The organism is Methylomonas rhizoryzae, from assembly GCF_008632455.1.
GTDB classification, from domain to species: Bacteria; Pseudomonadota; Gammaproteobacteria; order Methylococcales; family Methylomonadaceae; genus Methylomonas; species Methylomonas rhizoryzae.
On sequence record NZ_CP043929.1, the window covers coordinates 183,218 to 206,361 of the forward strand.

The 23,144-nt window shown below is 55.0% G+C and carries 18 protein-coding genes, 1 tRNA gene and 1 pseudogene; 4 read left to right on the forward strand and 16 right to left on the reverse strand.

The window, feature by feature from the left end; translation table 11 throughout:
• Nucleotides 1-38: 38 nt before the first annotated feature.
• The 13 genes from F1E05_RS00800 to F1E05_RS00860 form a co-directional block, all read right to left on the reverse strand.
• Nucleotides 39-833: a hypothetical protein gene (locus tag F1E05_RS00800; RefSeq protein ID WP_150046102.1), complete on the reverse strand. Its 795-nt coding sequence runs from the start codon at nt 831-833 to the stop codon at nt 39-41.
• Between the two features lie 212 nt (nt 834-1,045).
• A complete protein-coding gene (locus F1E05_RS00805) occupies nt 1,046-2,293 on the reverse strand; it encodes a TIGR03862 family flavoprotein (protein WP_150046103.1) in 1,248 nt (415 codons plus the stop codon).
• 16 nt (nt 2,294-2,309) lie between these two features.
• The gene (locus F1E05_RS00810) at nt 2,310-3,182 is read right to left on the reverse strand and encodes an aldo/keto reductase family protein (protein ID WP_150046104.1); all 873 of its coding nucleotides are present in this window, start codon (nt 3,180-3,182) and stop codon (nt 2,310-2,312) included.
• 86 nt (nt 3,183-3,268) lie between these two features.
• Nucleotides 3,269-3,736: a nuclear transport factor 2 family protein gene (locus F1E05_RS00815; RefSeq protein WP_150046105.1), complete on the reverse strand. Its 468-nt coding sequence runs from the start codon at nt 3,734-3,736 to the stop codon at nt 3,269-3,271.
• A 64-nt stretch (nt 3,737-3,800) separates the two neighbouring features.
• Nucleotides 3,801-5,162, reverse strand: a complete 1,362-nt coding sequence (locus F1E05_RS00820) for a sigma-54-dependent transcriptional regulator (RefSeq protein WP_150046106.1) — start codon at nt 5,160-5,162, stop codon at nt 3,801-3,803.
• A complete protein-coding gene (locus F1E05_RS00825) occupies nt 5,159-7,312 on the reverse strand; it encodes a sensor histidine kinase (protein WP_150046107.1) in 2,154 nt (717 codons plus the stop codon). The genes F1E05_RS00820 and F1E05_RS00825 overlap by 4 nt, the downstream gene beginning before the upstream one ends.
• Nucleotides 7,294-7,878, reverse strand: coding sequence for a DUF4390 domain-containing protein (locus F1E05_RS00830; protein ID WP_150046108.1), 585 nt, complete (start codon nt 7,876-7,878; stop codon nt 7,294-7,296). The genes F1E05_RS00825 and F1E05_RS00830 overlap by 19 nt, the downstream gene beginning before the upstream one ends.
• Entirely contained in the window at nt 7,853-9,148 is a 1,296-nt protein-coding gene (gene rsmB, locus F1E05_RS00835; protein ID WP_150046109.1) for a 16S rRNA (cytosine(967)-C(5))-methyltransferase RsmB, read from the reverse strand. Before rsmB ends, F1E05_RS00830 begins: the two co-directional genes overlap by 26 nt.
• Entirely contained in the window at nt 9,145-10,071 is a 927-nt protein-coding gene (gene fmt / locus F1E05_RS00840) for a methionyl-tRNA formyltransferase (protein ID WP_150046110.1), read from the reverse strand. The genes rsmB and fmt overlap by 4 nt, the downstream gene beginning before the upstream one ends.
• Before the next feature lie 7 nt (nt 10,072-10,078).
• Entirely contained in the window at nt 10,079-10,585 is a 507-nt protein-coding gene (gene def, locus F1E05_RS00845) for a peptide deformylase (RefSeq protein ID WP_150046111.1), read from the reverse strand.
• A 179-nt stretch (nt 10,586-10,764) separates the two neighbouring features.
• Nucleotides 10,765-11,145, reverse strand: coding sequence for a VanZ family protein (locus F1E05_RS00850; protein WP_150046112.1), 381 nt, complete (start codon nt 11,143-11,145; stop codon nt 10,765-10,767).
• Between the two features lie 4 nt (nt 11,146-11,149).
• A complete protein-coding gene (locus F1E05_RS00855; RefSeq protein WP_150046113.1) occupies nt 11,150-11,698 on the reverse strand; it encodes a response regulator transcription factor in 549 nt (182 codons plus the stop codon).
• Nucleotides 11,676-13,046, reverse strand: coding sequence for an ATP-binding protein (locus F1E05_RS00860; RefSeq protein WP_150046114.1), 1,371 nt, complete (start codon nt 13,044-13,046; stop codon nt 11,676-11,678). Before F1E05_RS00860 ends, F1E05_RS00855 begins: the two co-directional genes overlap by 23 nt.
• A 560-nt stretch (nt 13,047-13,606) precedes the next feature.
• Here F1E05_RS00860 and F1E05_RS00865 point away from each other — a divergent pair.
• From F1E05_RS00865 to F1E05_RS00875, 3 genes are all read left to right on the forward strand, one after another.
• A complete protein-coding gene (locus tag F1E05_RS00865) occupies nt 13,607-14,296 on the forward strand; it encodes an SDR family oxidoreductase (RefSeq protein ID WP_150046115.1) in 690 nt (229 codons plus the stop codon).
• A gap of 419 nt (nt 14,297-14,715) precedes the next feature.
• Nucleotides 14,716-18,345: a pyruvate:ferredoxin (flavodoxin) oxidoreductase gene (gene nifJ / locus F1E05_RS00870; RefSeq protein WP_150046116.1), complete on the forward strand. Its 3,630-nt coding sequence runs from the start codon at nt 14,716-14,718 to the stop codon at nt 18,343-18,345.
• A gap of 1 nt (nt 18,346) precedes the next feature.
• A complete protein-coding gene (locus tag F1E05_RS00875) occupies nt 18,347-19,360 on the forward strand; it encodes a dihydroorotate dehydrogenase-like protein (protein ID WP_150046117.1) in 1,014 nt (337 codons plus the stop codon).
• Between the two features lie 188 nt (nt 19,361-19,548).
• Here the strand turns inward: F1E05_RS00875 and F1E05_RS00880 are convergent.
• Nucleotides 19,549-20,075, reverse strand: a pseudogene (locus F1E05_RS00880) (ATP-binding protein); the annotation flags it as partial.
• Between the two features lie 610 nt (nt 20,076-20,685).
• Here F1E05_RS00880 and F1E05_RS00890 point away from each other — a divergent pair.
• Nucleotides 20,686-20,761 (forward strand) — tRNA-Lys (locus F1E05_RS00890).
• 61 nt (nt 20,762-20,822) lie between these two features.
• On the opposite strand, the gene F1E05_RS00895 is transcribed toward F1E05_RS00890, so the two are convergent.
• Nucleotides 20,823-21,803 carry a phage integrase gene (locus tag F1E05_RS00895; protein WP_150046118.1) on the reverse strand — a complete coding sequence of 327 codons (981 nt, stop codon included), beginning with the start codon at nt 21,801-21,803 and terminating at the stop codon, nt 20,823-20,825.
• Nucleotides 21,800-23,089, reverse strand: coding sequence for a hypothetical protein (locus tag F1E05_RS00900; protein ID WP_150046119.1), 1,290 nt, complete (start codon nt 23,087-23,089; stop codon nt 21,800-21,802). Before F1E05_RS00900 ends, F1E05_RS00895 begins: the two co-directional genes overlap by 4 nt.
• Nucleotides 23,090-23,144: the final 55 nt, after the last annotated feature.

A 23,144-nucleotide genomic window follows, 5' to 3' on the forward strand; every position in this document is an offset into this window, starting at 1 on the left:
GGTTACCCGAAACAGGGAATTGATGTGTAACCATAACCTTAATGACATTGGCCGTTGCCTCCGCTTAAGCCGGTGCCGGTGGTCGGCTTGGGAAACGGCGTACCGAGCAAAAAGCTACGCGCATCCCAAGCGTCCCAATTTTGCGGATTCTGCAGCTGGTTGGCGCTAATGGTGTTCCAGGGCAGTTTTTTGGCGTTGATCAGCATGGCCACTGCGATCCACGGTCCTTGCGGCATGTATTGGGCAAGGGCGCTGGTCCCGCGCCAGGCGGTGTCGAAAAACATCGGCCCCTCCAATAAGGTTGCGGCAAAAGTGGGCGACGTGAAGCTGCCGGCTTTTTTGAACACCGCTTGCGCCGGCTTTAGGGTTTTCAAATTGGCAAATGGTTTCAATAACGACGGATTGCCGGAAAACGACGCATTCATCACCGCCCAAACCTGGGCGACCGGCACGATTTCGCTCATATCGGCGGCGGATTTGAAGGCGGACGCCGATCCGGTCGCGTTGGGGTTCAATAAAAAGATATACAAGTCGTAATCCATTTTGTTGTCGCCGTTTAAATCCTGGTTGGTGACGGTAATATCGAATTGCAAGGCATCTTTTGGCTGGGTGGTGCCGGCCGGCGAGACGGGGTTGATCAGGCCGAAGCTTTCGTTGGATTCGGTGCAAGGAAGCCAGGGCATCGTGGCGTAAATGCCGGTGAGAGTGCTGTCGGCTCCGGCGGTGGTATCGGGAGCCGTTACCGTCAATTTCACGCTAGGTGCCGCAGAGCCGGTTTGCCAAAAGCAACAGACAAGGGCAACCAGCATCTTGCAAAAATGACTATCTACCATGAGGTTTACGGGGATTGTGGTTACGGTTCGGTCGAAAGTCCGGATAGTTTAGTTGTTTGTAATAACTATGACGACCTCGCGTTGCCGCGCGACTTTGCCCCGAAGCGTTAGTAGGCGCATGTGTTTGCTGGGGCGCGGTCTCGTAGCGGCACGGCCTCGTTCCCACCAGATTGACCTATGGATTTAGGGACGGCGCCCAGGCTTTATGAGTGTCAGTCGCCGTCGGCCGGGGCGGTTGCCAGCCAGTCGGCGATGGCGGTTCCGGCCCAATGACCGCTGGCCAGGCAAGCGCTGAGCAAGTAGCCGCCGGTGGGGGCTTCCCAATCCAGCATTTCGCCAGCACAGAATACGCCGGGCAACTTTCGCAGCATCAGGTGGTCGGTCATTTCCGAGAATTTTACCCCGCCCGCGCTGCTGATCGCCTCCGCCAGCGGCCTGGGCGCTCGCAACTGCACGGGCAAGGCCTTCAACAGCTCGGCCAGCTTGTCGCCGTCGTTCAATACGGCTGGCGCAGCAATTTCCCGCAACAAGGCGATTTTAATGGCGCTTAAGCCCAAACGTTTGCGCCAGTAATTGCTGGTCGATTCCTTACCGCGCGGCAGTTGCAGCCTTTCCAAGGTCGAGGACAGCGAGCGGCCCGGCAATAAATCCAATCGGATTTCGGCCTGACCTGCCGCTGCGATAGCGTCGCGCAACTGTGCGGAAGCGGCGTAGATCAAACCGCCCTCCAAACCGTATGCGCTGACGGTCAATTCGCCTTGCAGGGCATGGCTGCGGCCGGATGAGTCGGAAAATTCCAAGCGAACCGGCTTGAGCGGCTGACCGGCGTAAGTTTCCCGGAAGCGAGCGCTCCAGTCGACTTCGAAGCCGCAATTGGCCGGGCGTAGCGGGGCGATGTCTATGGCGTGCCGGGTTAATGCCTGTACCCAAGCCGCGTCGGAACCTAATTGCGGCCAGCTGCCGCCGCCCAGCGCCAGTAACACCGCCCGGGCCCGGCAAAGCGTATCGCCGTGCGGAGTGTGAAACCGTAACTGCCGGTCGTGCCAATCCAGCCAGCGGTGGCGCATGTGAAAACCTACGCCTCGCCCGCGCAAGCGGTGCAGCCAGGCGCGCAATAACGGCGCGGCTTTCATTTCGCTCGGAAACACCCGACCGGAACTGCCGACGAAGGTTTCTATCCCCAAATCGTTGGCCCAAGCTCGCAGGGCTTGCGGCGGGAAGGCGCGCAGCATGGGTTCCAAATCGCGACTGCCGCTGCCGAAGCGGGACAAAAACGCATCGAAGGTTTCGCTATGGGTTAGGTTCAAACCGCCTTTGCCGGCCATCAGGAACTTGCGTCCGGCGGACGGCATCGCGTCGAACACGTCTACTTCGATACCGCGTTGCGACAAAACCTCCGCGGCCATCAGGCCGGCCGGTCCTGCGCCGATGACGGCGACCTTGGTTGTGTTTGGCGTCACGGTACCGGCGAGAGCATCAGGATTGATCCGTAGTCGCGAGCAATAGGGCCTCGATTTCGGCGCATTCCGAAGCGCTGAGCTCGAAGCCGAAAATCGCCAAATCTTGTTGCATGTGCTGCGGGGATGAGGTGCCGGTTAACGGTACGATGCCCAACTGGGTTAGGCAACGAAAGAAAATCTGCGCCGGAATCACGCCGTATCGTTCGCCTAAGCTAACGAGCAGCGCGTGTTTGAGCACGTGCGGGTTGGCGGTCAGCGTCCAAAAGCTTTGATAGACGATGCCGTGCCTGCGGCAGAAGGCGCGGATGGCTTGGTCGTAGCCGGTTTGCGCATAAAAACGGTTTTGCACAACGGCCGGTTTAACCTGCGCGGTTTGGTGAAGGTATTCGAGCAATTCAGGCTCGTAGCAATTGCTGATCCCCAGTTGTTTGACGTCGCCTTGCGCGACCAAGGCCTCCAGCGCCCGCCAGGCTTCCAGGGTTTGTTTCCGATCGGCCAGCGGCGAATGCAGGATCAAACCGTCCAGATAGTCGGTTTGCAGATTGTCGAGTGAAGTTGCGAACGATTGCGCCACTTGTTCGGCCAGTCCGGCGTTGGCATCGTAGGGGATGCGGAGCGGGTCGTGGCCGTTCAGCGGGGTGAATTTGGTTTGCAGATACAAGTCCCTGCGCTCTATTTCGGAACGGGCGCAGGCCGCGGCAATCGCCGCTCCGACGCCGGCCTCGTGATAGTGTTTGGGTTGGCAGGCGGTGTCTATGCCGCGAAAACCCTGGGCTATGGCCAGCTCGACCAGTTCTTGCGTACGTTCCTGTTTCCACGCGGTGCCGTAGAGGATGCGCGGCATGCTGACGCCGGCGGCGCTTAACACGGTATTGGGGGCTGCGTTCATCGAAATTACCTGAGTCTCAAATGCCGCCTAGCTTAGCGCAAATACCCGGCCGAATGCGCGCGAACCGAACGAGATAGGCTAAGACCTCACAACCCGAGTTCGCTAAGGCTGGGATGATCGTCCGGTCTGCGGCCCAACGGCCAAAAGAACAGGCGTTCGCTTTCGATGATGGGTAAATCGTTGATGCTGGCGAAGCGGCGACACATCAGGCCGTGCTCATTGAATTCCCAATTCTCGTTGCCGTAGCTGCGAAACCAGCTGCCGGAATCGTCGTGCCATTCGTAGGCAAAGCGGACCGCAATGCGGTTGTCGGTATAGGCCCACAACTCCTTGATCAAGCGGTAATCCAATTCTTTCGCCCATTTGCGTTGCAAAAATTCGCGAATTTGGCCGCGGCCTATCGGGAATTCGGCTCGGTTGCGCCAGCCGCTGTCTTCGGTATACACCTGCACGACTCGCTCGGGATCCCGACTATTCCAAGCATCTTCGGCCATGCGCACTTTTTGCGCGGCGGTTTCGACGGTAAAGGGCGGTAAGGGTGGTTTGGTTTCCATCTCAGTCTCCGAGGGTTGAGCGTTGTTGTTATTGTTATCGGTTGAAAACCGGCGTCGCACTATCCTACAGTTTAATTTTCAACGAATGTAGTTTACGGTACAAATGGGTGCGTTCCATGCCTATGGCCGAGGCCAGTTTGGCGACGCTGCCGCCGTTCTTTTCGAAATGGTATTCCAGATACGACTTTTCGAAATGGTCTCTGGCTTCTTTGAGCGGCAGGTTGAAAAACTCGGGTACGTTGCTGCCCAATTTCGGTTGCTCGGCGATCGAGCCCAGGGCGTTTTTGACTTCGTCCAGTTCGATGTCGTCGCCGGCGCCCAGTATCATCAGACGCTGAACCAGATTGCGCAGTTCGCGCACATTGCCGGGCCAGACGTAGTTGCGCAGATAGTTTTGCGCGGCCATGGAAAAGCGGCGGAACGGCAGTTTTTCGTGAATGATGAAATGGTCCACGTAATAATTCAGCAGGCTGGGCACGTCTTCGCTGTGCTCGCGCAAAGCCTGAATTTCCAGGGTTACCTCATTCAACAGGTAATACAAATCCTGGCGGAAGCGGCCGCTGTTGACTTCTTCGTCCAAGGCCATCCGGGTTGAAGCGGCAACCCGTACGTCCACCCGCACCGCTTGGCTGCCGCCGACCCGCAAAAACGAGCTGGACTCCATGGCGCTCAGCAGGCGTGCCTGAGTTTCCGGATCCATACCGCCGATTTCACCCAAGAACAAAGTGCCGCGATGGGCTTGTTCCAACAAACCGCGATATATGCGACCGTTATCTTCCCGACCGAAAAATTCCACGGCAGCGTTTTCCGGGGCGATGCTGCCCACCGAGACGTCGACGAACGGGCCGTCGCGGCGCGGGCTGTTGTTGTGCAGATAGCGGGCGAACATCTCTTTGCCGACACCGGGTTCGCCGACGAACAACACACGGGTATCGTGTTGCGCCAAGCGTTTGACCTTGTCTTTGGTGCGTTCGATCACGGCGCTTTTGCCGACCGGTTCGACGGTGATCATCAATTGTTGTTTTAGTCCGGCGTTTTCCCTTTGCAGCAAGCTGGCTTCCAGCGCGCGTTCCACGATCAACAGCAGTTTGGCCATCGATAATGGCTTTTCCAGAAAATCGTAGGCGCCCAAACGGGTAGCCTCCACGGCCGACTCCACTGAACCGTGGCCGCTCATCATGATCACCGGGCACATAGCGCCATCTTCGGCCACCCATTCGCGCAGCAAGGTAATCCCGTCGCAGTCCGGCATCCAGATGTCCAGCAGGATTAAATTCGGTTGGCGCAGATTTTTTTGCCGTCTGGCTTCGGCGGCGTTTTCCGCCATGGCCACTTCGTAGCCTTCGTCGGCCAGAATTTCAGATACCAATTGACGAATGTCCTGTTCGTCGTCTACCACCAGTATGTAGGGCGCTTGCTTGTTCATGCACTGTTTCCATATTCAAAGACCGGGAGCTGGATTACGAAACCAGCGCCCGCATTATAAGATGTATCCACCCAAATCACGCCGCCGTGTTCCTCGACGATTTTCTTGACGATGGCCAGGCCCAGCCCCGTGCCTTTAGCCTTGCTGGTGACATAGGGCTCGAAAATCGTTTCGATTTGTTCCGTATTCAAACCGCTGCCGTTGTCGTAAAGCGCCAATTCGACGAAATCGACGTTGTTGCGTTCCGCTTTGCCGATTCTGACTTCGATGTGGCATTGCTCGCCGGTGGCTTCTTGGGCGTTCTTGATCAGGTTGTGCAGCACTTGGCGGATGCTGATCGGATCGACTTCGACGATGGCTTGCCGGGTGGCGAACTTGGTAGTAAACACGATGGCGCTTTGATAGAGGGCCAGCACTTCCTGGATCAATTCGATCAAGTTGATTTTTTCCACCCGCTTTTTGGACGGACGAGCGTATTCGGAAAAATCGTCGACCATGCGCTTCATGGCCTCTACTTGCTGCACGATGGTACGGGTGCCGCGTTGCAAAAATTCGGCCGGGCCGTCTTGCAGTTCCTTGGACAATTTGTGCTGCAAGCGCTCGGCCGATAACTGAATCGGCGTCAGCGGGTTCTTGATTTCGTGAGCCAAGCGGCGCGCGACCTCGCCCCAGGCTGCATTCTTTTGCGCCTGGATCAAGTCGGTGACGTCGTCGAATACCACCACGGCGCCAACCCGGCTGCCGTGTTGCGAAAACAGCGGCGTACCGCGACATAACAGTTCTTGGCGGCCGTTCGGGCCTAAAAACACGATGCGCTGCTCCCAAATGTCGTCGGCTTTTTCCAGCAACTGTTCTATGGTCAACAATACGTCGGCCAGTTCCTGGTGGCGGCCGGCCAGCTCCGGCAGGGTTTGATCGACGAAATGGCTGACCGGAATGTGCAGAATCCGGTAAGCGGCCTGATTGGCGGTGCGAATATGAAACGTGGCGTCGAAACTGATCACGCCGGCGGTCAGGTTGGACAAAATGGTTTCCAGATAGGCGCGTTGGTTTTCCACTTCCAGGCCGGCGGCGCGGGTTTCGTCGCGCGAGCGGGCGATGCGTTTGGTCATTTGATTGAAGGATTCCACCAAAAAGCCCAAGTCGTCCTGGCTCATCACCGGCAGTTCGTGTTGATAGTCGCCGGCCGCCACGGCTTGGGTGCCCTTGACCAGCTCTCTAACCGGAGCCACGATGTTGCGTATGCTGATAAACGCCACCCATATCGCGGCCAATAAGCTGAGCAGCAATACCAGCAGCAAAATCAACGAAAAGCTGGTTTTCAGCGCATTGCGCAAAAACGTCATTTCCTGATAGCGGATAAAGGCGAATTCGATCGAATCGGCCAAATCCGTGACCCGAACCGGAATCGGATACAGTACTTGCAGAAAGCGGCTTTGATTGCGGTCTATCGGCAAAATGATGCGTACCAGCATTTCGTCGTTGTCGCCGGGGTCGAAGGCGAAGTATTCCTTGTTTTGCCGCAGTTGCAGCCAGATTTGTTCGTCCGGCATATGCGGCAAAATGTCGGTCGGATTGGCGCTGCTGGAGGCCAATATCCGCCCCTGGCTGGAAAAAGCCGCCATTTCGGTGGCGCCGGATTCCAACCATAAGCTGCCGATTTCCAGCGCGATCAGGCTGTCGGAGTTATCTTCCAAGCGGGCGGCGATCTGCCGGGTTTGTTTGATATGCCAGTTCATGCGTTGCGCCAAGCTCGATTGGCTGAGCTCCAGCGCGTCGTCCATCGCCCGGTCGATTTCCACGTTGAACCAGCTGTCTATGCCTTGATGCAGGAACTGCACCGAAAAGTAATAAACGATGGCCGCCGGCGCCAGGGCCAGCACGACGAATAAAGACACCATGCGCGTGGTCAAACGCGAGCCGGCTTCTTTTTTCTTCAGTTCGCGGATCAGCGAATAGGCGTTGACCACGACCAGAGCCAACAGCATGATGGAACCCAGGGTGTTGATGACCAACAACCAGGAATGCATCTCGCTGAGTTTGGAGGATTCCTGGGTGGAACTGCTCATTAACTGCAAGGACAGGACGATGAAGCCGAACAGGATGGCAATGGAGGCGCTGGCGGGCAGTTTTATTTTGGAATTGGGCATATGAACCAAGCGCTGGATAAAGACCATTGGGAATCCAGATACGCGAAAGGGCGTAGCGGAACGGGTAGCGTTTCCCGGTCGAATCTGATTTTTAACGCCAGTTTGTAGCGTTTGCCGGGCTGAAACAGCGCTGCGGGAATTGGGGCCAGGCCTTGCAAGCCGGACATGAAGTTCAGCGCGGCATTCAGGGTTAAATACATTTCGCTTTGCCGGGTGGGCGGGGTGACTTCGTATTGGTTCAACAAGGCGTGAAATTGCAGGGTATAGGGCAGTTCCCGGGCATATACCACCGCGTCGTACCAGCGCCCGATTTCGCGGATTTGCAAGTCTACCATCCAGGTTAGCGCTACCCCTTTCAGCAAAGCGTCTTTGGCGGTGGGGCTCAGCTGATAATCGATGCGGGCCTCGACCGTGTAGGCCGGCGGCGCGTGTTGCGAGGTGTCGGAAAGTTGTGCGTGGCGGATGCCGACACCAAAACCCAAGTCAGTTGCAAAGGCCTGGCCAGGCGCAAGTTGCCAAGCCCACAATAAAATCGCCCAGCTAAACCGTTTTACCGAGCTTGGCATAATAAAAACCGTCCATTTGCCGGTCGCCCGGCAGAATTTGCCGGCCGTGCGGACGGGCGATGCCCCAATGCGCCTTGATGGGCAATTCCCTCGCTTCGGGGTGCCCGGCTAAAAACTCGGCGATTTGCCGTTCGTTTTCGCGCTTCGATATGGAGCAGGTCGCGTACAACAATAGCCCGCCCGGCGCCAGCAACGGCCATACGCTTTCCAGGATAGCGCGCTGCAAGCCGACCAGTTGGTCGATGTCGCTTGGCCGTCGCAGCAGTTTGATGTCCGGGTGGCGGCGAATCACCCCTAAGCCGGAACACGGCGCGTCCAGCAGTATCCTGTCGAACGCGGTATCACTCGCCCAGCTGGCCGGGTCTGCCGCATCGGCAGCGCGCAGCTCGGCTTGCAGTCCCAGGCGGCGTAAATTTTGTGCCACCCGTTCCAGCCGCTGCGGATCGACGTCGACGGCCAGCAGGTAACGCAAACGGGGTTCGCGCTCCAAAATGGCGGCGGTTTTGCCGCCGGGTGCCGCGCAGACATCCAGAACCCTTTGGTCGCTGTGCAGTTCCAATAGCTCGGCCGCCAGTTGCGCGGCGCCGTCTTGTACCGAGACCCGGCCGTCGGCGAAACCGGGCAGTTGTTCGACGCTTATGGCCTGATCCAGCACCAGGCCGCTGGCGCAATCGGCTATCGGTTTGGCGCCTATACCTTGTTCGGTCAGGCTCTCTAAGTATTGCGCCCGGTCGTTGCGGCTGAGGTTGACGCGTAAAGCCAACGGCGGCGAACGGTCGTTGGCGGTTAAAATCATGCCGGCCTGCTCGGGCCAGTCGCTTTCTAGCAAATCCAACAGCCAGGCCGGATGGTTTTGCCTGGCCTGCCGTTCGGTCGCCGCGGCTTGCAGCAGCGTTTCGCTGTCGCGCAAATAGCGGCGTAACACCGCGTTGACCAAGGATTTTGCCCAGGGTTTGTGATGGGCCGCGGCCACGGTCTCGGAGACGGCCGCATGCGGTTTGACGCGCATATAGCGCAACTGGTACAGGCCTGCCAGCAGCAGAGCTTTGACGTCGCTGTCTTTGGCTTTCAAGGGCTTGTCCAACAAGCGCCCGAGTAGGTAGTCCAGTTCGAAGTAATGGCGGATCACGCCGTAGCAAACCGCTTGAATAAAGGCGCGGTCTTGGTTGTCCTTGATCTTGCCTAGATGCTGGTCCAGCGCCGCCGTCAGGGATTGGCCGTCGCCGATCACTCTGGCCAGTATTACGGCTGCGCAGTTGCGTTGTTTCATGCGCCCAGTCGAACGCCGTCGATAGCGTGGGCGTTGAGAAAGTCCTTGCCGGCGACGCGTTTGCCGCCGGGCATTTGTACTTCCAACAACCTGACTACGCCGTCGCCGGTGCTGACGTCGAGAGCATGTGCGCCGCAATCGACGCTGCCGGGCGGCAGGTTGCTGCGCGTGCCGGGCAGGCAGGAGTTCCATACCCGCAGCACTTTGCCGTGCAATAAGGTTTGCGCGACCGGCCAGCCGTTCAGGCCGCGGATCTTGCGGTCCAATTCCTCGGCGCTGAGCCGCCAATCCAGTTCGGCTTCGTGCTTGTCGAGTTTATGCGCGTAAGTGACCAAGGCTTCGTCTTGGGGTTGTGCCGAGTCATTGCCGGCGGTGATGCGATCGACCACCTCGACCAGAGCTACGGCACCCATCTGCGCCAATTGATCGTGCAAACTACTGCTGGTGCTGGCCGCAGTGATCGGACAGGCGACTTTATGCAGCATGTCGCCGGCGTCCAGCTTTTTGACGACCCGCATGATGGTAACCCCGGTTTCCCGGTCGCCGGCCATCAGGGCGCGGTGTATGGGCGCCGCGCCGCGCCAGCGGGGCAACAGCGAGCCGTGGACGTTGATGCAGCCCAAGCGGGCGGCGTCTATCACGGCCTGCGGCAGAATCAGGCCGTAGGCCACCACAATCATTAAATCCGCGTTTAAAGCCTTTAGCGCTGCAATGGCCTCGGCGGCTTTGAAGTTTTCCGGCTGATAAACCGGTAGGCCGGCCTGTAACGCCAAGTGCTTGACCGGGCTGGGGCTTAATTTGCGGCCCCGGCCGGCGGGCCTGTCCGGCTGGGTGTAAACCGCGCAAACCTTGTGCTGCGAATTCAGCAAGGCTTGCAAACTGGGTACGGCAAACTCCGGCGTCCCGGCGAAAACGATGTCCATGGCGATGTTATTGGCCCTGTTGTTTGTGAATTTTTTCCAGCTTGGCTTTGATGCGATTGCGCTTGAAGGCGGATAAATAATCCACGAATAACTTGCCCTGCAAATGATCCATTTCGTGTTGTATGCACACGGCCAATAGACCGTCGGCCTCCAGTTCGAAAGATTCGCCCGCCCGGTTCAGCGCTTTGATCTTGATGCGTTCGGCCCGGCTGACTTTTTCGAAAAAACCCGGCACCGACAAGCAACCTTCTTCCGACTCTTCTTTGCCGGTTTCTTGGATGATTTGCGGGTTGATCAAACAAATCGGCTCGTCCTTGTTTTCGCTGACGTCCATCACGATCACGCGTTTGTGCACATTGACTTGGGTCGCGGCCAAGCCGACGCCCTTGGCGGAATACATGGTTTCCAACATGTCGTCCACCAACTTTTTGATATGGTCGTCGACTACGGGAACTTCCTCGGCCACATTGCGCAAGCGGCGGTCGGGAAATTCCAGGATCGTCAAAATACTCACCTAAAACTCCGAAAATTAACGCGAATGTAACGATTTTATCTTTTTTTGCTTTAATCCGAAATACGCAGACACGCTGTCGGCTTTGGGACGAGGCCGAGTTGTCCGATCCGGGCAGAAGGCGGTGGGCTGCCGAGCAATATCGGGTTGGCCGGACGAAAAGGGCCTAGGGGCGCAGGCGGTTAAGGTACGGCGTTGAACAGAGGCAGCAAACGCCGGCGGTAACATAGGACGGACGCGGCGCTTGCGCCCAAGGTATCCGCCAGCCAATCCAATGCGCTGGTTTCCCGGCCGGGAACGAAGGATTGGTGCCATTCGTCGCTAAGGCCGTACAGGCTGCAAAATGCAGCGCTCGCCAGTGCCAGACGCAACTCGCCGAATCCGGTGTGGCGCAGTGCGCGCCAGCTGCAAATGCCTATCGCAAAATAAGCGGCGGCATGCTCCAGCTTGTCTTGCCAGTCGAACATCATGGGAACCGGCAGGGTTTCCTGGGCCGATAGCCAGAAAATCAGGCTGCAAAAGCCTAGCAAAACGCTGAAGTCTAAGGTGCGGTTGTTTAACATCGGGTCACTCCCTAACCGGACGCTTTTCCAGTTTGCGTTGCAAGGTGCGCCGGTGCATGTTCAAGGCGCGGGCCGCGGCGGAAATGTTGCCGTCGTGCTGCATCAGCACTTTTTGCAAGTGTTCCCATTCCAAACGTTTGACCGATAACGGGTTGTCGCTGATTGCCACGCTAGCGTCGCCTTCGTTTCTATGCAAGGCGCTGACGATTTCGTCCGGACTGGCGGGTTTGGTCAGATAGTGAATCGCGCCCAATTTAATGGCTTCGACCGCGGTGGCGATACTGGCGAAACCGGTCAGCATGACGATTTGGGTGTTGCTGTCGAGCGAGATCAATTTTTTGACCATCTCCAAACCGGAGTCGTAACCGATGCGCAAGTCGATGACCGCATATTCGGGTTCGGTTTGTTCCGCCAGCGCAATGGCGGTGTTGACGTCGTTGGCAATGGTAACTTGAAAGTTACGCTTTTCCAAGGCGGGCTTCAGTACCGTACAGAATGTCACGTCGTCGTCGACTAGCAATAAATTGGGTTTATCCGTGGTAACTTCGGTCATAAGCACTCTCCTTAGTAATTAACGGTAAGTGGATTTCGACGCAAGCGCCGCCGGAATCCAAATTGTTGAAGCTGATCGTACCCTTGAGGCGTCTAATTGTGGTACATGCCAAAAACAAGCCGACTCCCATGCCTTGTTTGTTGCTCTTGACCGGCTGTTGCCCGGCGAAACCGACCAGTCCGGGCGGCAGGCCGGGGCCGAAGTCGCGAATTTTAACGCATAAGTTGTCTATGTCCCATTCGGCGTGAAACTCGATACCGGCATCCTCTCGAGTGACTTCCGAGGCGTTGTTGAGAATGTTGATCAAGGAATGCGTCAGCGTGCGTTCGGCGATGATTCGCGCGTCCAGGTCGACATTATGCGCAATGAACAATTTTAGTTTGGTGGCGGCTTTATGGGTGCGCCATTGTTTCAGTACGTCGTCCAAATACTCGCTAACGTGGACGACTTTGCCGGATTCGGCGCGCATTTCGCCGGCCGACGCCGACATAACCGACAAGGCTTGTTTGCAGCGGTCTAATTGCTGTTTGAGGATGACCAACTTTTCGTTCAGTTCCGGAAAGCGACATTCGGGGAAGTCTTCGGCGATTTGATGGGTCAGGATGGCAATCGTCCCTAACGGCGTCCCCATGTCGTGGGCGGCGTTGGCGGCCAGCGTGCCCAGCGATACGACTCGCTCGTCGCGCAGGGCCGCTTCGCGCGCTTCGGCCAGGCTGCGCTCGCGTTCTTTCAGAGTCTTGGCCAATGCGACCACGAAAAACGCCACCAGGCCGGAACTGAATACGAAGCCGAACCACATGCCGAAAATGTGCAGATTGAAATAGCGCCGGTCTTCCAGCAGCTGCATGCGCAAACTCATTTCCGGCGTCAAGTTGGTCATGTGGTGTTCGGCATGCGGTGCCAGCGCCGGCAACGGAATGTTGTAGGCAATCAGAACGGTGTAGACGCAGGAGGTGATGATCACCATGTTCCAGGCGTAAGATTGCGGCAGCATGATTGCGGTGACGATCAGCGGCAACAAAAATACCCAGATGATCGGATTGGAGGCTCCGCCGGTCAAGTACAAGAGATAGGCCAAGGCCAATACGTCCATGCAGATTTGCGAAAAAATCTCGTGTTCGGTCACCGGTTCCGGGGTGCGCAGCCGCAGCCAGGTATACAGATTTAAAATCGATATCGCGAAAATCGCCAGCCATAACTGGTTCATCGGTAGTTCGATGCCCAAGCCGTGTACGGCGATGAACACCAGGATGACCACTCCGAACAACAACAGGTTACGCAGGATGTACAACCAGTTTAAGTTTTCCCGAATGGAGATTTCGGCTTTGGGGAGGATGTGTGACAGCATAGCGAGGGCATTGAAAAACCTAACCGGGCTATGGTACTCCTGTTTGTGCGGCGGGCGGCAATAATTCGTCACCCTGAACCTCATTGTGGGAGGGGCACCACGGTCGCGACAAGGACGTCGCTCTTTCCGGCGACCTGTCGTTTTTCGCGGCGATGCAGCGGTTTCATGGCTGTTGGACTCGCACGGTGCTGGCGTTTCTGAGGCGGCGTTCATCGTTGCGCTTGTATGGGGTGAGCGATTTTCGAGTCTCGGCTGGCTGTGTGCTCGCCACCGGACTGGATCTGCACCGCGGATAGCGGCACCGCGGCGTGTACCGGCCGCCAGAAAGGTCACCGCTCGCCTGTTTCGGATACGCAGTAAGGCATGGTCCGTACTAATCGATTCGTAAGGACATGCGTCGGCCTATCCAATCGCTTAGCTCCAAAATGCTGCCGAGCATGGGTTTGACTGCTATGTTCCCGGCCTAGAAATATTGCCGTTTCGCTGTTTGACCCGAAAATACAGCGTTCCGGAGGCAGTGGGTTACAATCATTTTCCTATCCATTAGCGGGAGGTTAGTCATGTCTAGCATTTTAGTAACCGGAGCCAACCGCGGCTTGGGTCTGGAGTTTTGCCGTCAATACGCCGCGGCCGGGTGGCGGGTGTTTGCGACTTGCCGCGAGCCTGGGGATGCGGCTGCCTTGGCGGAATTGGCAAGTCGTTTTCCGTTGTTGAGCTTGCATGCTCTGGATGTTGCAAATTTCTCGCAAATAGACGCTTTAAGTGCGGAATTGGCCGGAGAGTCGTGCGATTTGTTGCTGAATAACGCCGGAATCTACCCGGATAACAGCGGTTTGGGAAACTTGGATTATCAAGTATGGGCGCAGGCATTTTGGGTGAATACACTGGCGGCGGTAAAAATGGCCGAAGCGTTTCTTCCCCAAGTTGAGCGTAGCGAGGGTAAATTAATCGCGGCTGTCAGCAGCTTAATGGGCAGCATGACCGACAACACCAGCGGCGGCAGTTATTTGTATCGGACGAGCAAGGCCGCTTTGAATGCGGCGTACAAGAGTTTGTCCATCGATTTGCGCCCTCGCGGGGTGGGCGTGTTGATTTTGCATCCCGGTTGGGTGCAGACCGATATGGGCGGTAAAAACGCGTTGATTGACGCGAGCGAAAGCGTGGCGGGAATGCGGACGCAATTGGACGCTTTCACACTGAAGCAAACCGGGGGTTTCATTCGTTACGACGGCAGGATTGCGCCTTGGTAAGTTTGCAGGTTCAGCGAATCGTCCTTGACAGTTCGATCTCGGTTATGCACAGAGCGGAATTGTGCTCACGATAAAAAAACGCTTGACACTGCAACTCGTTGAAAAAAGTTCAAAAAAATTAAGCTATTGATATTTAAAGAGTTATTTGGCTGATAAAGTTTGCGCCAATTTAAGCTTAGCCCTTGAAATTCTAGGGGTGCAGCAAATTTTCGACACGTAATACACAAAGTTATCCACAGAATTTGTGTATATCTTTAGCCCGCTAGAACATGATTGCCGATTCGTCAAGCAGGCCTCGGTTTTTTAGCGCCGTAGCAATGGAGCGCTTGTCGGTTTGCGCTGGACTATACTTCCTAGACAAGTCGTAGGGTTATTCTTCGACTTTACCATGACGGTTTCGCAAACTACAGGAGTGTGTCATGACTACCTCTAAGACACTCACTATCGACGGCAATCAGGCGGCTGCCGCTGTCGCCCATAAATTGAACGAAGTCATCGCCATTTACCCGATTACCCCGTCGTCGCCCATGGGGGAATGGGCCGACGACTGGTCGGCGCGCGGCGTGACAAATCTCTGGGGTAGCGTACCCCAGGTCATCGAAATGCAAAGCGAGGGTGGTGCAGCGGGGGCCATTCACGGCGCGTTGCAGGCAGGCACCCTGGCGACCACGTTCACCGCGTCGCAGGGGTTGCTGCTGATGCTGCCCAACATGTACAAGATTGCCGGCGAACTAACGCCGACCGTGTTTCACATCGCGGCTCGCTCGCTGGCTTGTCAGGCCTTGTCGATCTTCGGCGACCACAGCGACGTGATGGCGGCGCGCAGTACCGGCTTTGCGATGCTGTGTTCCAACGCTCCGCAAGAAGTACAAGATTTCGCGTTGATCGCCCAGGCCGCCAGCCTGGAGGGCCGAATCCCCTTCATGCACTTTTTCGACGGTTTTCGCACCTCGCACGAAGTCGCTAAATTATTCGCACTGGACGACGCAATCTTGGAGGCCATGATAGAAAAGGAATGGATTAGCGCCTTTCGCGGCCGGGCATTGACTCCCGACAAACCGGTGTTGCGCGGAACGGCGCAAAATCCGGACGTGTATTTCCAAGCGCGCGAAACGGTCAACCCGTTTTATGCGGCATTACCGGACATCGTGCAACGAGCGATGGATAGGTTCGCGGATCTGAGCGGGCGCCGTTACCGTTTGTTCGAGTATGTGGGTGCGGACAATGCCGATCGAATCGTTATCATGATGGGATCAGGCGCCGAGGCTGCCGAGGAAACCGTCGAGTTTTTGAATCGGCAAGGCGAAAACGTCGGTTTGTTGAAGGTACGTTTGTACCGGCCGTTTTCCCCCGACTATTTGTTGGCCGCGTTGCCGGCCTCGTGCCGAAAAATTGCCGTGCTGGACAGGACCAAGGAAGCGGGGGCGGACGGCGAACCGTTATATAAAGACGTGTTGACAGCCATCGCGCAAGCGGCGATGACCGGCAACGGTCGGTTTGCGCAAATGCCGGTCGTGGTAGGCGGTCGTTACGGATTATCGTCCAAAGAATTTACCCCCGGCATGGTGAAGGCCGTGTTCGACGAGTTGGCTAAGGACAAACCGAAGAATCAATTCACCCTGGGTATACACGACGATGTTACCCATAGCAGCCTGGACTGGGATGCCGCTTTTCGTACCGACGCCCATGGCGGCGTGGTGCAGGCGATGTTCTACGGTTTGGGCAGCGACGGTACGGTGGGTGCCAATAAAAATACCATTAAAATCATAGGCGAAGAAACCGATTCCTATGCGCAAGGCTATTTCGTTTACGACTCCAAAAAGTCCGGCGCGGTTACGGTGTCGCATTTGCGTTTCGGGCCAAAGCCGATTAAATCGACCTATCTGATCGGCGAAAACGATGCCAATTTCATCGGTTGCCATCAAACGGTATTTCTGGACCATTACGACATGTTGGCCAACGCTGCCGATCATGCGGTGTTCTTGCTGAATACTCCGGTCGCGCCCGACGCGGTTTGGGACAGCCTACCCCTGCGCATGCAACAACAAATGCTGGATAAAAATATCCGTTTTTATGTGATAGACGGCTATCGGGTGGCGCAAGCCTGCGGCATGGGAAAACGCATCAATACCATCATGCAGACTTGTTTTTTCGCGATCTCCGGTGTGTTGCCGCAACAGCAGGCTATAGCCGCCATCAAGCACGCGGTCGAAAAAACCTACGGGAAAAAGGGTCCGCGTATCGTGGAATTGAATTTCAAGGCCATAGACGCCACCCTGGCCGGTTTGCATAACGTGCTTTTGCCGAAACAGGCTACTGCCAGTTTCGACTTGCAAGGCCGGATCGACGAAACCGCGCCGGAATTCGTGCGGCGGGTGACCGCGGAGATCATCGCCGGCCGCGGTGATGCCCTACCAGTCAGCGCTTTGCCGGTGGACGGTACCTTTCCCACCAGTACCGCTGCTTACGAAAAACGCAATCTGGCCTTGGAAATCCCGGTATGGGAAACCGATTTATGCACCGAGTGCGGAAAATGCGCGATGGTATGCCCACATGCAGCCATACGCAGCAAAATTTATCCAACGGAAGCGCTGGCATCGGCGCCGCCGACCTTCAAGTCCGCGCCTATGCTGGGCAAGGATTTCCCGGCCGGCTTGGCGATGAGTTATCAAGTGGCGCCGGAAGATTGCACCGGTTGCAGTTTGTGCGTGGATATTTGTCCGATTCGGGACAAGTCCAACGCCAGCCGCAAGGCCTTGAACATGCGCCCGCAACCGCCGCTCCGCGAACAGGAACGGGAAAACTGGCGGTTCTTTTTGTCGCTGCCGGAGTACGACCGTACCCAAATCAAACTCAACACCATCAAAGGCGCCATGGTGTTGCAGCCTTTGTTCGAATTTTCCGGCGCTTGCGTAGGCTGCGGCGAAACGCCCTACATCAAGCTGGCTTCGCAGTTGTTCGGCGACCGTATGATAGTCGCCAATGCGACTGGCTGTTCGTCCATCTACGGCGGCAATTTGCCGACCACCCCTTGGAGCAAAAATGCCGACGGACGCGGGCCAGCCTGGAGCAATTCGCTGTTCGAAGACAATGCTGAGTTCGGCCTGGGCATGCGCTTATCCATAGACAAGCAAGCCGAATTCGCCGCCGAATTGTTGCATAGTTTACGTGAGCCCCTGGGTGGCGATACGGTCGACGCCTTATTGCAGGCGGACCAATCCGACGAGCCGGGCATTTACCAACAACGCCAACGCGTTGCCGAGCTCAAACAACGCTTGTCCGGATTGGCCGAGCCTGCCGCGCACACCTTGCTGGAGTTGGCCGACTTTTTGTGCAAGAAAAGTGTTTGGATCATTGGTGGCGACGGTTGGGCATACGACATTGGCTACGGCGGCTTGGACCACGTGCTGGCCAGCGGCCGCAACGTCAATATTTTGGTATTGGATACCGAGGTGTATTCGAATACCGGCGGACAAACTTCCAAAGCCACGCCGCTGGGTGCGGTGGCCAAATTCGCGGCCGGCGGCAAAACCACGGCCAAAAAAGATTTGGGCTTACTGGCGATGGATTACGGCAACGTCTATGTCGCCCACGTGGCCTACGCCGGCAAGGACACGCAGACCTTGAACGCGTTTTTGGAGGCCGAAGCGCACGACGGTCCCTCCATCATTATTGCCTATGCGCCCTGCATCGCGCACGGCGTGGACATGTCCAATAACCATAGGCAACAGAATTTGGCGGTAAAAAGCGGTCACTGGCCGTTGTTTCGTTTCAATCCCAAGCGCATTGCGCAGGGCAAAAATCCGATGCAACTGGATTCGCCGGAGCCGTCGGTACCTTACCGGGAGTTTGTGATGAGCGAAACCCGCTTCAGCATGTTATGGCAATCTCACCCGGAGACTGCGGAAGCTTTTCTGGCGCAAGCGCAGCAACAGGTTAAACACCGTTATCGCTATTACAAGCAATTGTCTGAGCTGGAATGGAGCGAATCCGCCAGCGTCTTGGCGTTAAAAGCGCAAGCGGCGGCCGAAGCCGCCAAGGAGGCCTGACATGGCTGATTTATCCACCCGTTATTTGGGGCTGAATCTAGCCCATCCCTTGGTGCCGTCCGCTTCGCCTTTGACTAAGAATTTGGACTCGGCGCGGATTATGGAAGACGCCGGCGCCGCGGCTATCGTGCTGCCGTCCTTGTTCGAGGAAAAAATAGAAGCCGAAACTCAGCAAATGGAGCGCTTCTTTTTTAGCCAAAGCCTGGGGCACGGCGAGGCCGACTCGTTCCATCCCTTGCCGGAGCGGATTTTGACTTATCAAGATCAATATTTGGATGAACTGCGGCGGATAAAAGCGGCATTGGCCATTCCGGTCATCGCCAGCTTGAACGGCACCAGTGCCGGCGGCTGGATAGAATACGGCAAAGCCTTGCAGGACGCCGGGGCCGACGCCTTGGAATTGAATATTTATTATCTGGCGGCCGATTCGACCGAGTCCAGCGTCTGCGTGGAGCAGTTGTATTTGGACATTTTGCACGCATTGCGCGCGCAGGTAAGTATTCCTTTAGCACTGAAATTGTCGCCGCAATTCAGTTCGCCGATTCATTTCGCCCAGCGTCTGCAAGCGGCCGGAGCGGACGGTATCGTGCTGTTCAACCGCTTCTATCAAGCCGATATCGATTTGGATACCCTAGAGGTAGTGCCTAAATTGGAGTTGTCTACCCCCGCCGAAGCGTTGTTGCGCGTCCGCTGGGCGGCATTGATGTTCGGCAGGGTCAATCTGTCGCTAGCGGTTACCGGTGGCTTTCATCATGTTGCCGACGCCATCAAAGCGTTGCTGGCCGGGGCGGACGTAGTGCAATTGTGCAGCGTGCTGTTGCAAAAAGGCCCGCATTATTTGGGCCAAATGCGTACTGAATTGGCGCAATGGCTGGACGCTCACGAATACCAGTCGGTTGCGCAACTGAAAGGGAGCGTCAGTCAACAACACGCAATAGACCCTGCCGCTTACGAACGTGCCAATTACATTCAGGTATTGGATAGTTACACCCCGGCTAGCGGGGTGTTGCGCTAGGCGTGTTGTCTCTCAATCCGGCCAAAAAATAAACACAAGGTGTTGGTGCCGGGCGAAAATTGACCAACCGTACCGGTTGAAATTTGACCAGGGGGCGGAACCGGTTTTTGGGGTCACCGGCTGTGGATAAGTGTAAAGGAAACGGATAGCAATCGGGTAGTTTTGCCATCCGTTTCCCAGCGGGATTTTTAGAACGGATTCTCCTCGTACAAGATATCGTCTGGCGTTTTTCCGTTGCGTTTCGCTTTCTCTCTGGCTTGTATCCTTGCCTTGGCTTCTTCAGAGCTTTGCCGGAAGCGGTAGGATTCATTGCCGGTTTCTATGATATAGCAATGGTGCGTGAGTCGATCCGGTAAGGCGGTGGTCATTTTGGCATTGCTGAACACGTTGGATCATTCGGCAAAGGTCAAGTTGGTGGTGATCACCACACGGGTTCGCTCGTACAGTTTTGATAGTAAATGAAACAACAAAGCGCCACCATCCTTGGAAAATGGCAGATAGCCCAGTTCATCAAGAATGACCAAATCGACTTGAATCAAACGGTAGGCCAATTTGCCTTGATTGCTTGCCGCCTTTTCCCGTTCCAGTTGCGTGACCAGATCAATGGTAGAGCAGAAGCGGACACGTTTGCCGTAGTCGGTAATGGTTTTGACGCTCAAGGCAGTACCAGATGGGTTTTGCCGGTGCCTGTGCCGCCGACTAACACAACGTTATGCTTCCCGCACTGAATGGCCGCTTGTTTATGGATTCACTCACAGCTTCCCGTCATCGCTCGACGTTTGCTCTATCCGAGTTCGAGCAGCTCAATAGCCAGCCTGGGTGCCTTTACCGAGCAATTGACGACGTGGTTAGAGACCGCGCGGCCTTGCCGGGCAAAAAAGCGTAAACGCACCGTTCAGCGCTTGTATGAATGCTTACAGGTGGAAGGCTATGTGGGTGGTTACAGTGCGGTGCCACGTTTTGTAAAACGTGGAAAGCATCGCGTTCTGCGAGTCCGGCGATCAAACAAGCCTTCGTGCCGCTGCTGTTTCCGGCGGGCGAGACCTGTCAATTCGACTGGAGTCATGAAAACTGGAAACTTTTCAAAGCCGTTTGACACTCCGGATAATTGGCAAAATTTCTAGCTGTTAAACTCGACTCCAGGGGCGAACTTTTGAATTCAGCGAATTTTAGAATAGCCTGACAAATAAAAGGGGGTTGGCAATATGTGGGGTCACGGATTCAGGTAAAAAGATGCCAAGTACCCATCCAGGCTAAAAAAGACAAATTTTGAAAATAGACTTGCAAATTTAGGTTATAGCTATATAATGTATGGATTCAACGACGGGTCGTTAGCTCAGCCGGTAGAGCACCGCACTTTTAATGCGATGGTCGTGCGTTCGAATCGCACACGACCCACCATCAGAATCAAGGACTTACGCTTAGGCGATAGTCCTTTTTTTATGTCTTTTTTCCTGTAGTGTCAACCAAGTGCCAACGCGGGATTGATTTGCAAAACTTCCTTTAAATAGTCGGGCGCTAGGTGACTGTACTTCATGGTCATGTTCAAAGTCGAATGGCCTAGAATCTTTTGTAGCGCAAGAATATTGCCGCCGTTCATTATGTAATGACTGGCAAAGGTATGACGTAAAACATGAGTTCGTTGACCCTCCGGCAAATTAATGCCGGATTCGTAAAGACGCCTGGTAAATGTGGAGTAAGCGTCATTAAACGGTCCTTGCGTCAATCGGTCCATCAACCGTTTATACAGGTCGTCAGTGACAGGTACAGAACGAGACTTTTTGGATTTGGTTTCATGGTAATGAATCATTCCACTGGATATGTCCGATAAGGTCAGGGATTGTGCCTCACCCCATCTTGCACCGGTTGCCAAACAAACCAATGCAATCAAGTAAGCATCCGATTCGCTTTTCTCCAAATACGAAAAGAGCTTTTTGATTTGATCGGTTGAAAGATAGGTGGTCTTAGGTTCGGAGAGCTTAATTTGTTTGACGGCCGCAAAATGGTTTTTACCATCGTATTGAGCCGAGCGAATCAAGTCGTTAAAAACGGCTTTAAAAGTTTGGAGTTCACGGTTTAAGGTTGCCGACTTGCAGCCTTCATTGATACGAGCAGAGCGGTATTCAATAAATATAACAGGTTTGAATATCGACATCACTGGATTACCCATCTTGGCCGAGGCTTGAATCATGCGCTGATAGGAGTCCTTACCGGAATTCAAGAATTGGCCTGTAGATTGATACCAAAGATTGACGAAATCCGTTAGTTTGCGCGTGTCTTTTTTAGGCAATGAGTAACTGGAATCCGTAGCAATACGGCTTTGAATGGTCAATTCAAATCGTTTGGCTTCGGCTTTGGTATCGAATGCTTTGCGGTAACGCTTATGCCCACGTCCGCCAGGCTGTATATCAACCAGCCACTTTTCACCTTGCTTTTTTATCATAAGTTAAGCTGCTTTTGACGATAAAACGGGAATCTACACAGCTTAGCGTCCAGGTCTAAGAATATATCGTCCGGAGTAAGCTTTCGTGAGGTGTAAATACTGCAAAGATTTGCCCAGATACCGGAATTCACCAGGTAGTTTGACGCTTTGGCTAGGGAGAATTGGTTTTTGGCGTACAGCGAACAAAGTTGACCAAAACAGACCATGACGGCACGGTCAGACGGTGTAGGGTTTTGATCAGTCGTTTTATAAACCCTTTTATATTCAATGGCTTTAGCGTCGTGATAAAAAATAATATCGTCACGTAAGTATTGCCAGAAAGGATCAATGTAGTTCTTGTCTGCATCCAAACGGAAGTTATTCAAGGCGTATTGCCACAGTCCGGTTAGATGCTCGGACACAGCCTTAAAAGATTTCAGTTGGGCATTAATGCCGCGGGCAAATTGCTCAACGACGGAATGATGCGCTCTGGCTTCAATACGCCAAACCGTTTGTTCAGGATCATAAGCGGATTCACATTCGGCGTTACGTTTGGCTTCCCATATTTTCGGCCATAGATGTTCTTCGCCTTTGTCCTTCACGGCTTTTGACTTGTCGTATACCGCGAATTGCAGGGATGATGCAGTACCAAAGAGAAACGACTGACCTTTGCCGTAAGACATGGCAACGTCGGAGCCGTTGTACTCGAAGGTGGAAATGCCGGAGTGGCGCATCACGCGCTTGGCCCGCGCAGTGATTCGATAATCAAGGTCGTGAGGACAGTCCCAGCCCTGCACATCGGCGCAAAAGTGGACTGCACAGCCCGTATATGCAAGCTGGGTAATGAATAGTTTCGCCACACGGTCTAGTTCTGCCTGAATTTCATCAACTGTGCGGTCCAAAGTAAAACATGGCGAGGTTTCTATTTTCAGATGGTGGCCATTAAATTCAGGCAGGCAATAGAAAGAACCTACGAGTATGACCAATCCACGTTCACGGCTATTGAGCGAGTAGCGGTAACCGCCGCGACGGCCGGACCCCAGGCGCCACAGCGTGCCGTCAATTTCTATTTCTTGAGTGTTTGCATCATAGGCTTTGATGAGCATATCCAGCGATTCTTTAATCACCAGACCGGAATACAACTGTTTGACGGTATCGACGTCGTTATGCAGCACAGTGACGCTTGAAGAATGCCAATGACCGCCGGCCGATGTAATAAATATCTCACCGCACTTGGCCGCTGTTTCCTCGTCAAATAACCAATTGTTTGTAATTCTAGGGTTCGATTTACCAAGGTTGGAAGCCATAACTATTTCCTATTTTCATGTGCCTTAACGGAGGTTTATTGTCAATCAACAATCG

Excerpts from the sequence above, each read along its gene's own strand:
- F1E05_RS00850 (WP_150046112.1), bottom strand. The coding sequence starts at position 11,145 with ATGTTAAACAACCGCACCTTAGACTTCAGCGTTTTGCTAGGCTTTTGC.
- fmt (WP_150046110.1), bottom strand. The coding sequence starts at position 10,071 with ATGGACATCGTTTTCGCCGGGACGCCGGAGTTTGCCGTACCCAGTTTG.
- F1E05_RS00830 (WP_150046108.1), bottom strand. The coding sequence starts at position 7,878 with ATGCCAAGCTCGGTAAAACGGTTTAGCTGGGCGATTTTATTGTGGGCT.
- F1E05_RS00895 (WP_150046118.1), bottom strand. The coding sequence starts at position 21,803 with ATGATAAAAAAGCAAGGTGAAAAGTGGCTGGTTGATATACAGCCTGGC.
- nifJ (WP_150046116.1), top strand. The coding sequence starts at position 14,716 with ATGACTACCTCTAAGACACTCACTATCGACGGCAATCAGGCGGCTGCC.
- F1E05_RS00800 (WP_150046102.1), bottom strand. The coding sequence starts at position 833 with ATGGTAGATAGTCATTTTTGCAAGATGCTGGTTGCCCTTGTCTGTTGC.
- F1E05_RS00815 (WP_150046105.1), bottom strand. The coding sequence starts at position 3,736 with ATGGAAACCAAACCACCCTTACCGCCCTTTACCGTCGAAACCGCCGCG.
- F1E05_RS00860 (WP_150046114.1), bottom strand. The coding sequence starts at position 13,046 with ATGCTGTCACACATCCTCCCCAAAGCCGAAATCTCCATTCGGGAAAAC.
- F1E05_RS00875 (WP_150046117.1), top strand. The coding sequence starts at position 18,347 with ATGGCTGATTTATCCACCCGTTATTTGGGGCTGAATCTAGCCCATCCC.
- F1E05_RS00810 (WP_150046104.1), bottom strand. The coding sequence starts at position 3,182 with ATGAACGCAGCCCCCAATACCGTGTTAAGCGCCGCCGGCGTCAGCATG.
- F1E05_RS00825 (WP_150046107.1), bottom strand. The coding sequence starts at position 7,312 with ATGCCCAATTCCAAAATAAAACTGCCCGCCAGCGCCTCCATTGCCATC.
- F1E05_RS00900 (WP_150046119.1), bottom strand. The coding sequence starts at position 23,089 with ATGGCTTCCAACCTTGGTAAATCGAACCCTAGAATTACAAACAATTGG.
- F1E05_RS00855 (WP_150046113.1), bottom strand. The coding sequence starts at position 11,698 with ATGACCGAAGTTACCACGGATAAACCCAATTTATTGCTAGTCGACGAC.
- rsmB (WP_150046109.1), bottom strand. The coding sequence starts at position 9,148 with ATGAAACAACGCAACTGCGCAGCCGTAATACTGGCCAGAGTGATCGGC.
- F1E05_RS00820 (WP_150046106.1), bottom strand. The coding sequence starts at position 5,162 with ATGAACAAGCAAGCGCCCTACATACTGGTGGTAGACGACGAACAGGAC.
- F1E05_RS00865 (WP_150046115.1), top strand. The coding sequence starts at position 13,607 with ATGTCTAGCATTTTAGTAACCGGAGCCAACCGCGGCTTGGGTCTGGAG.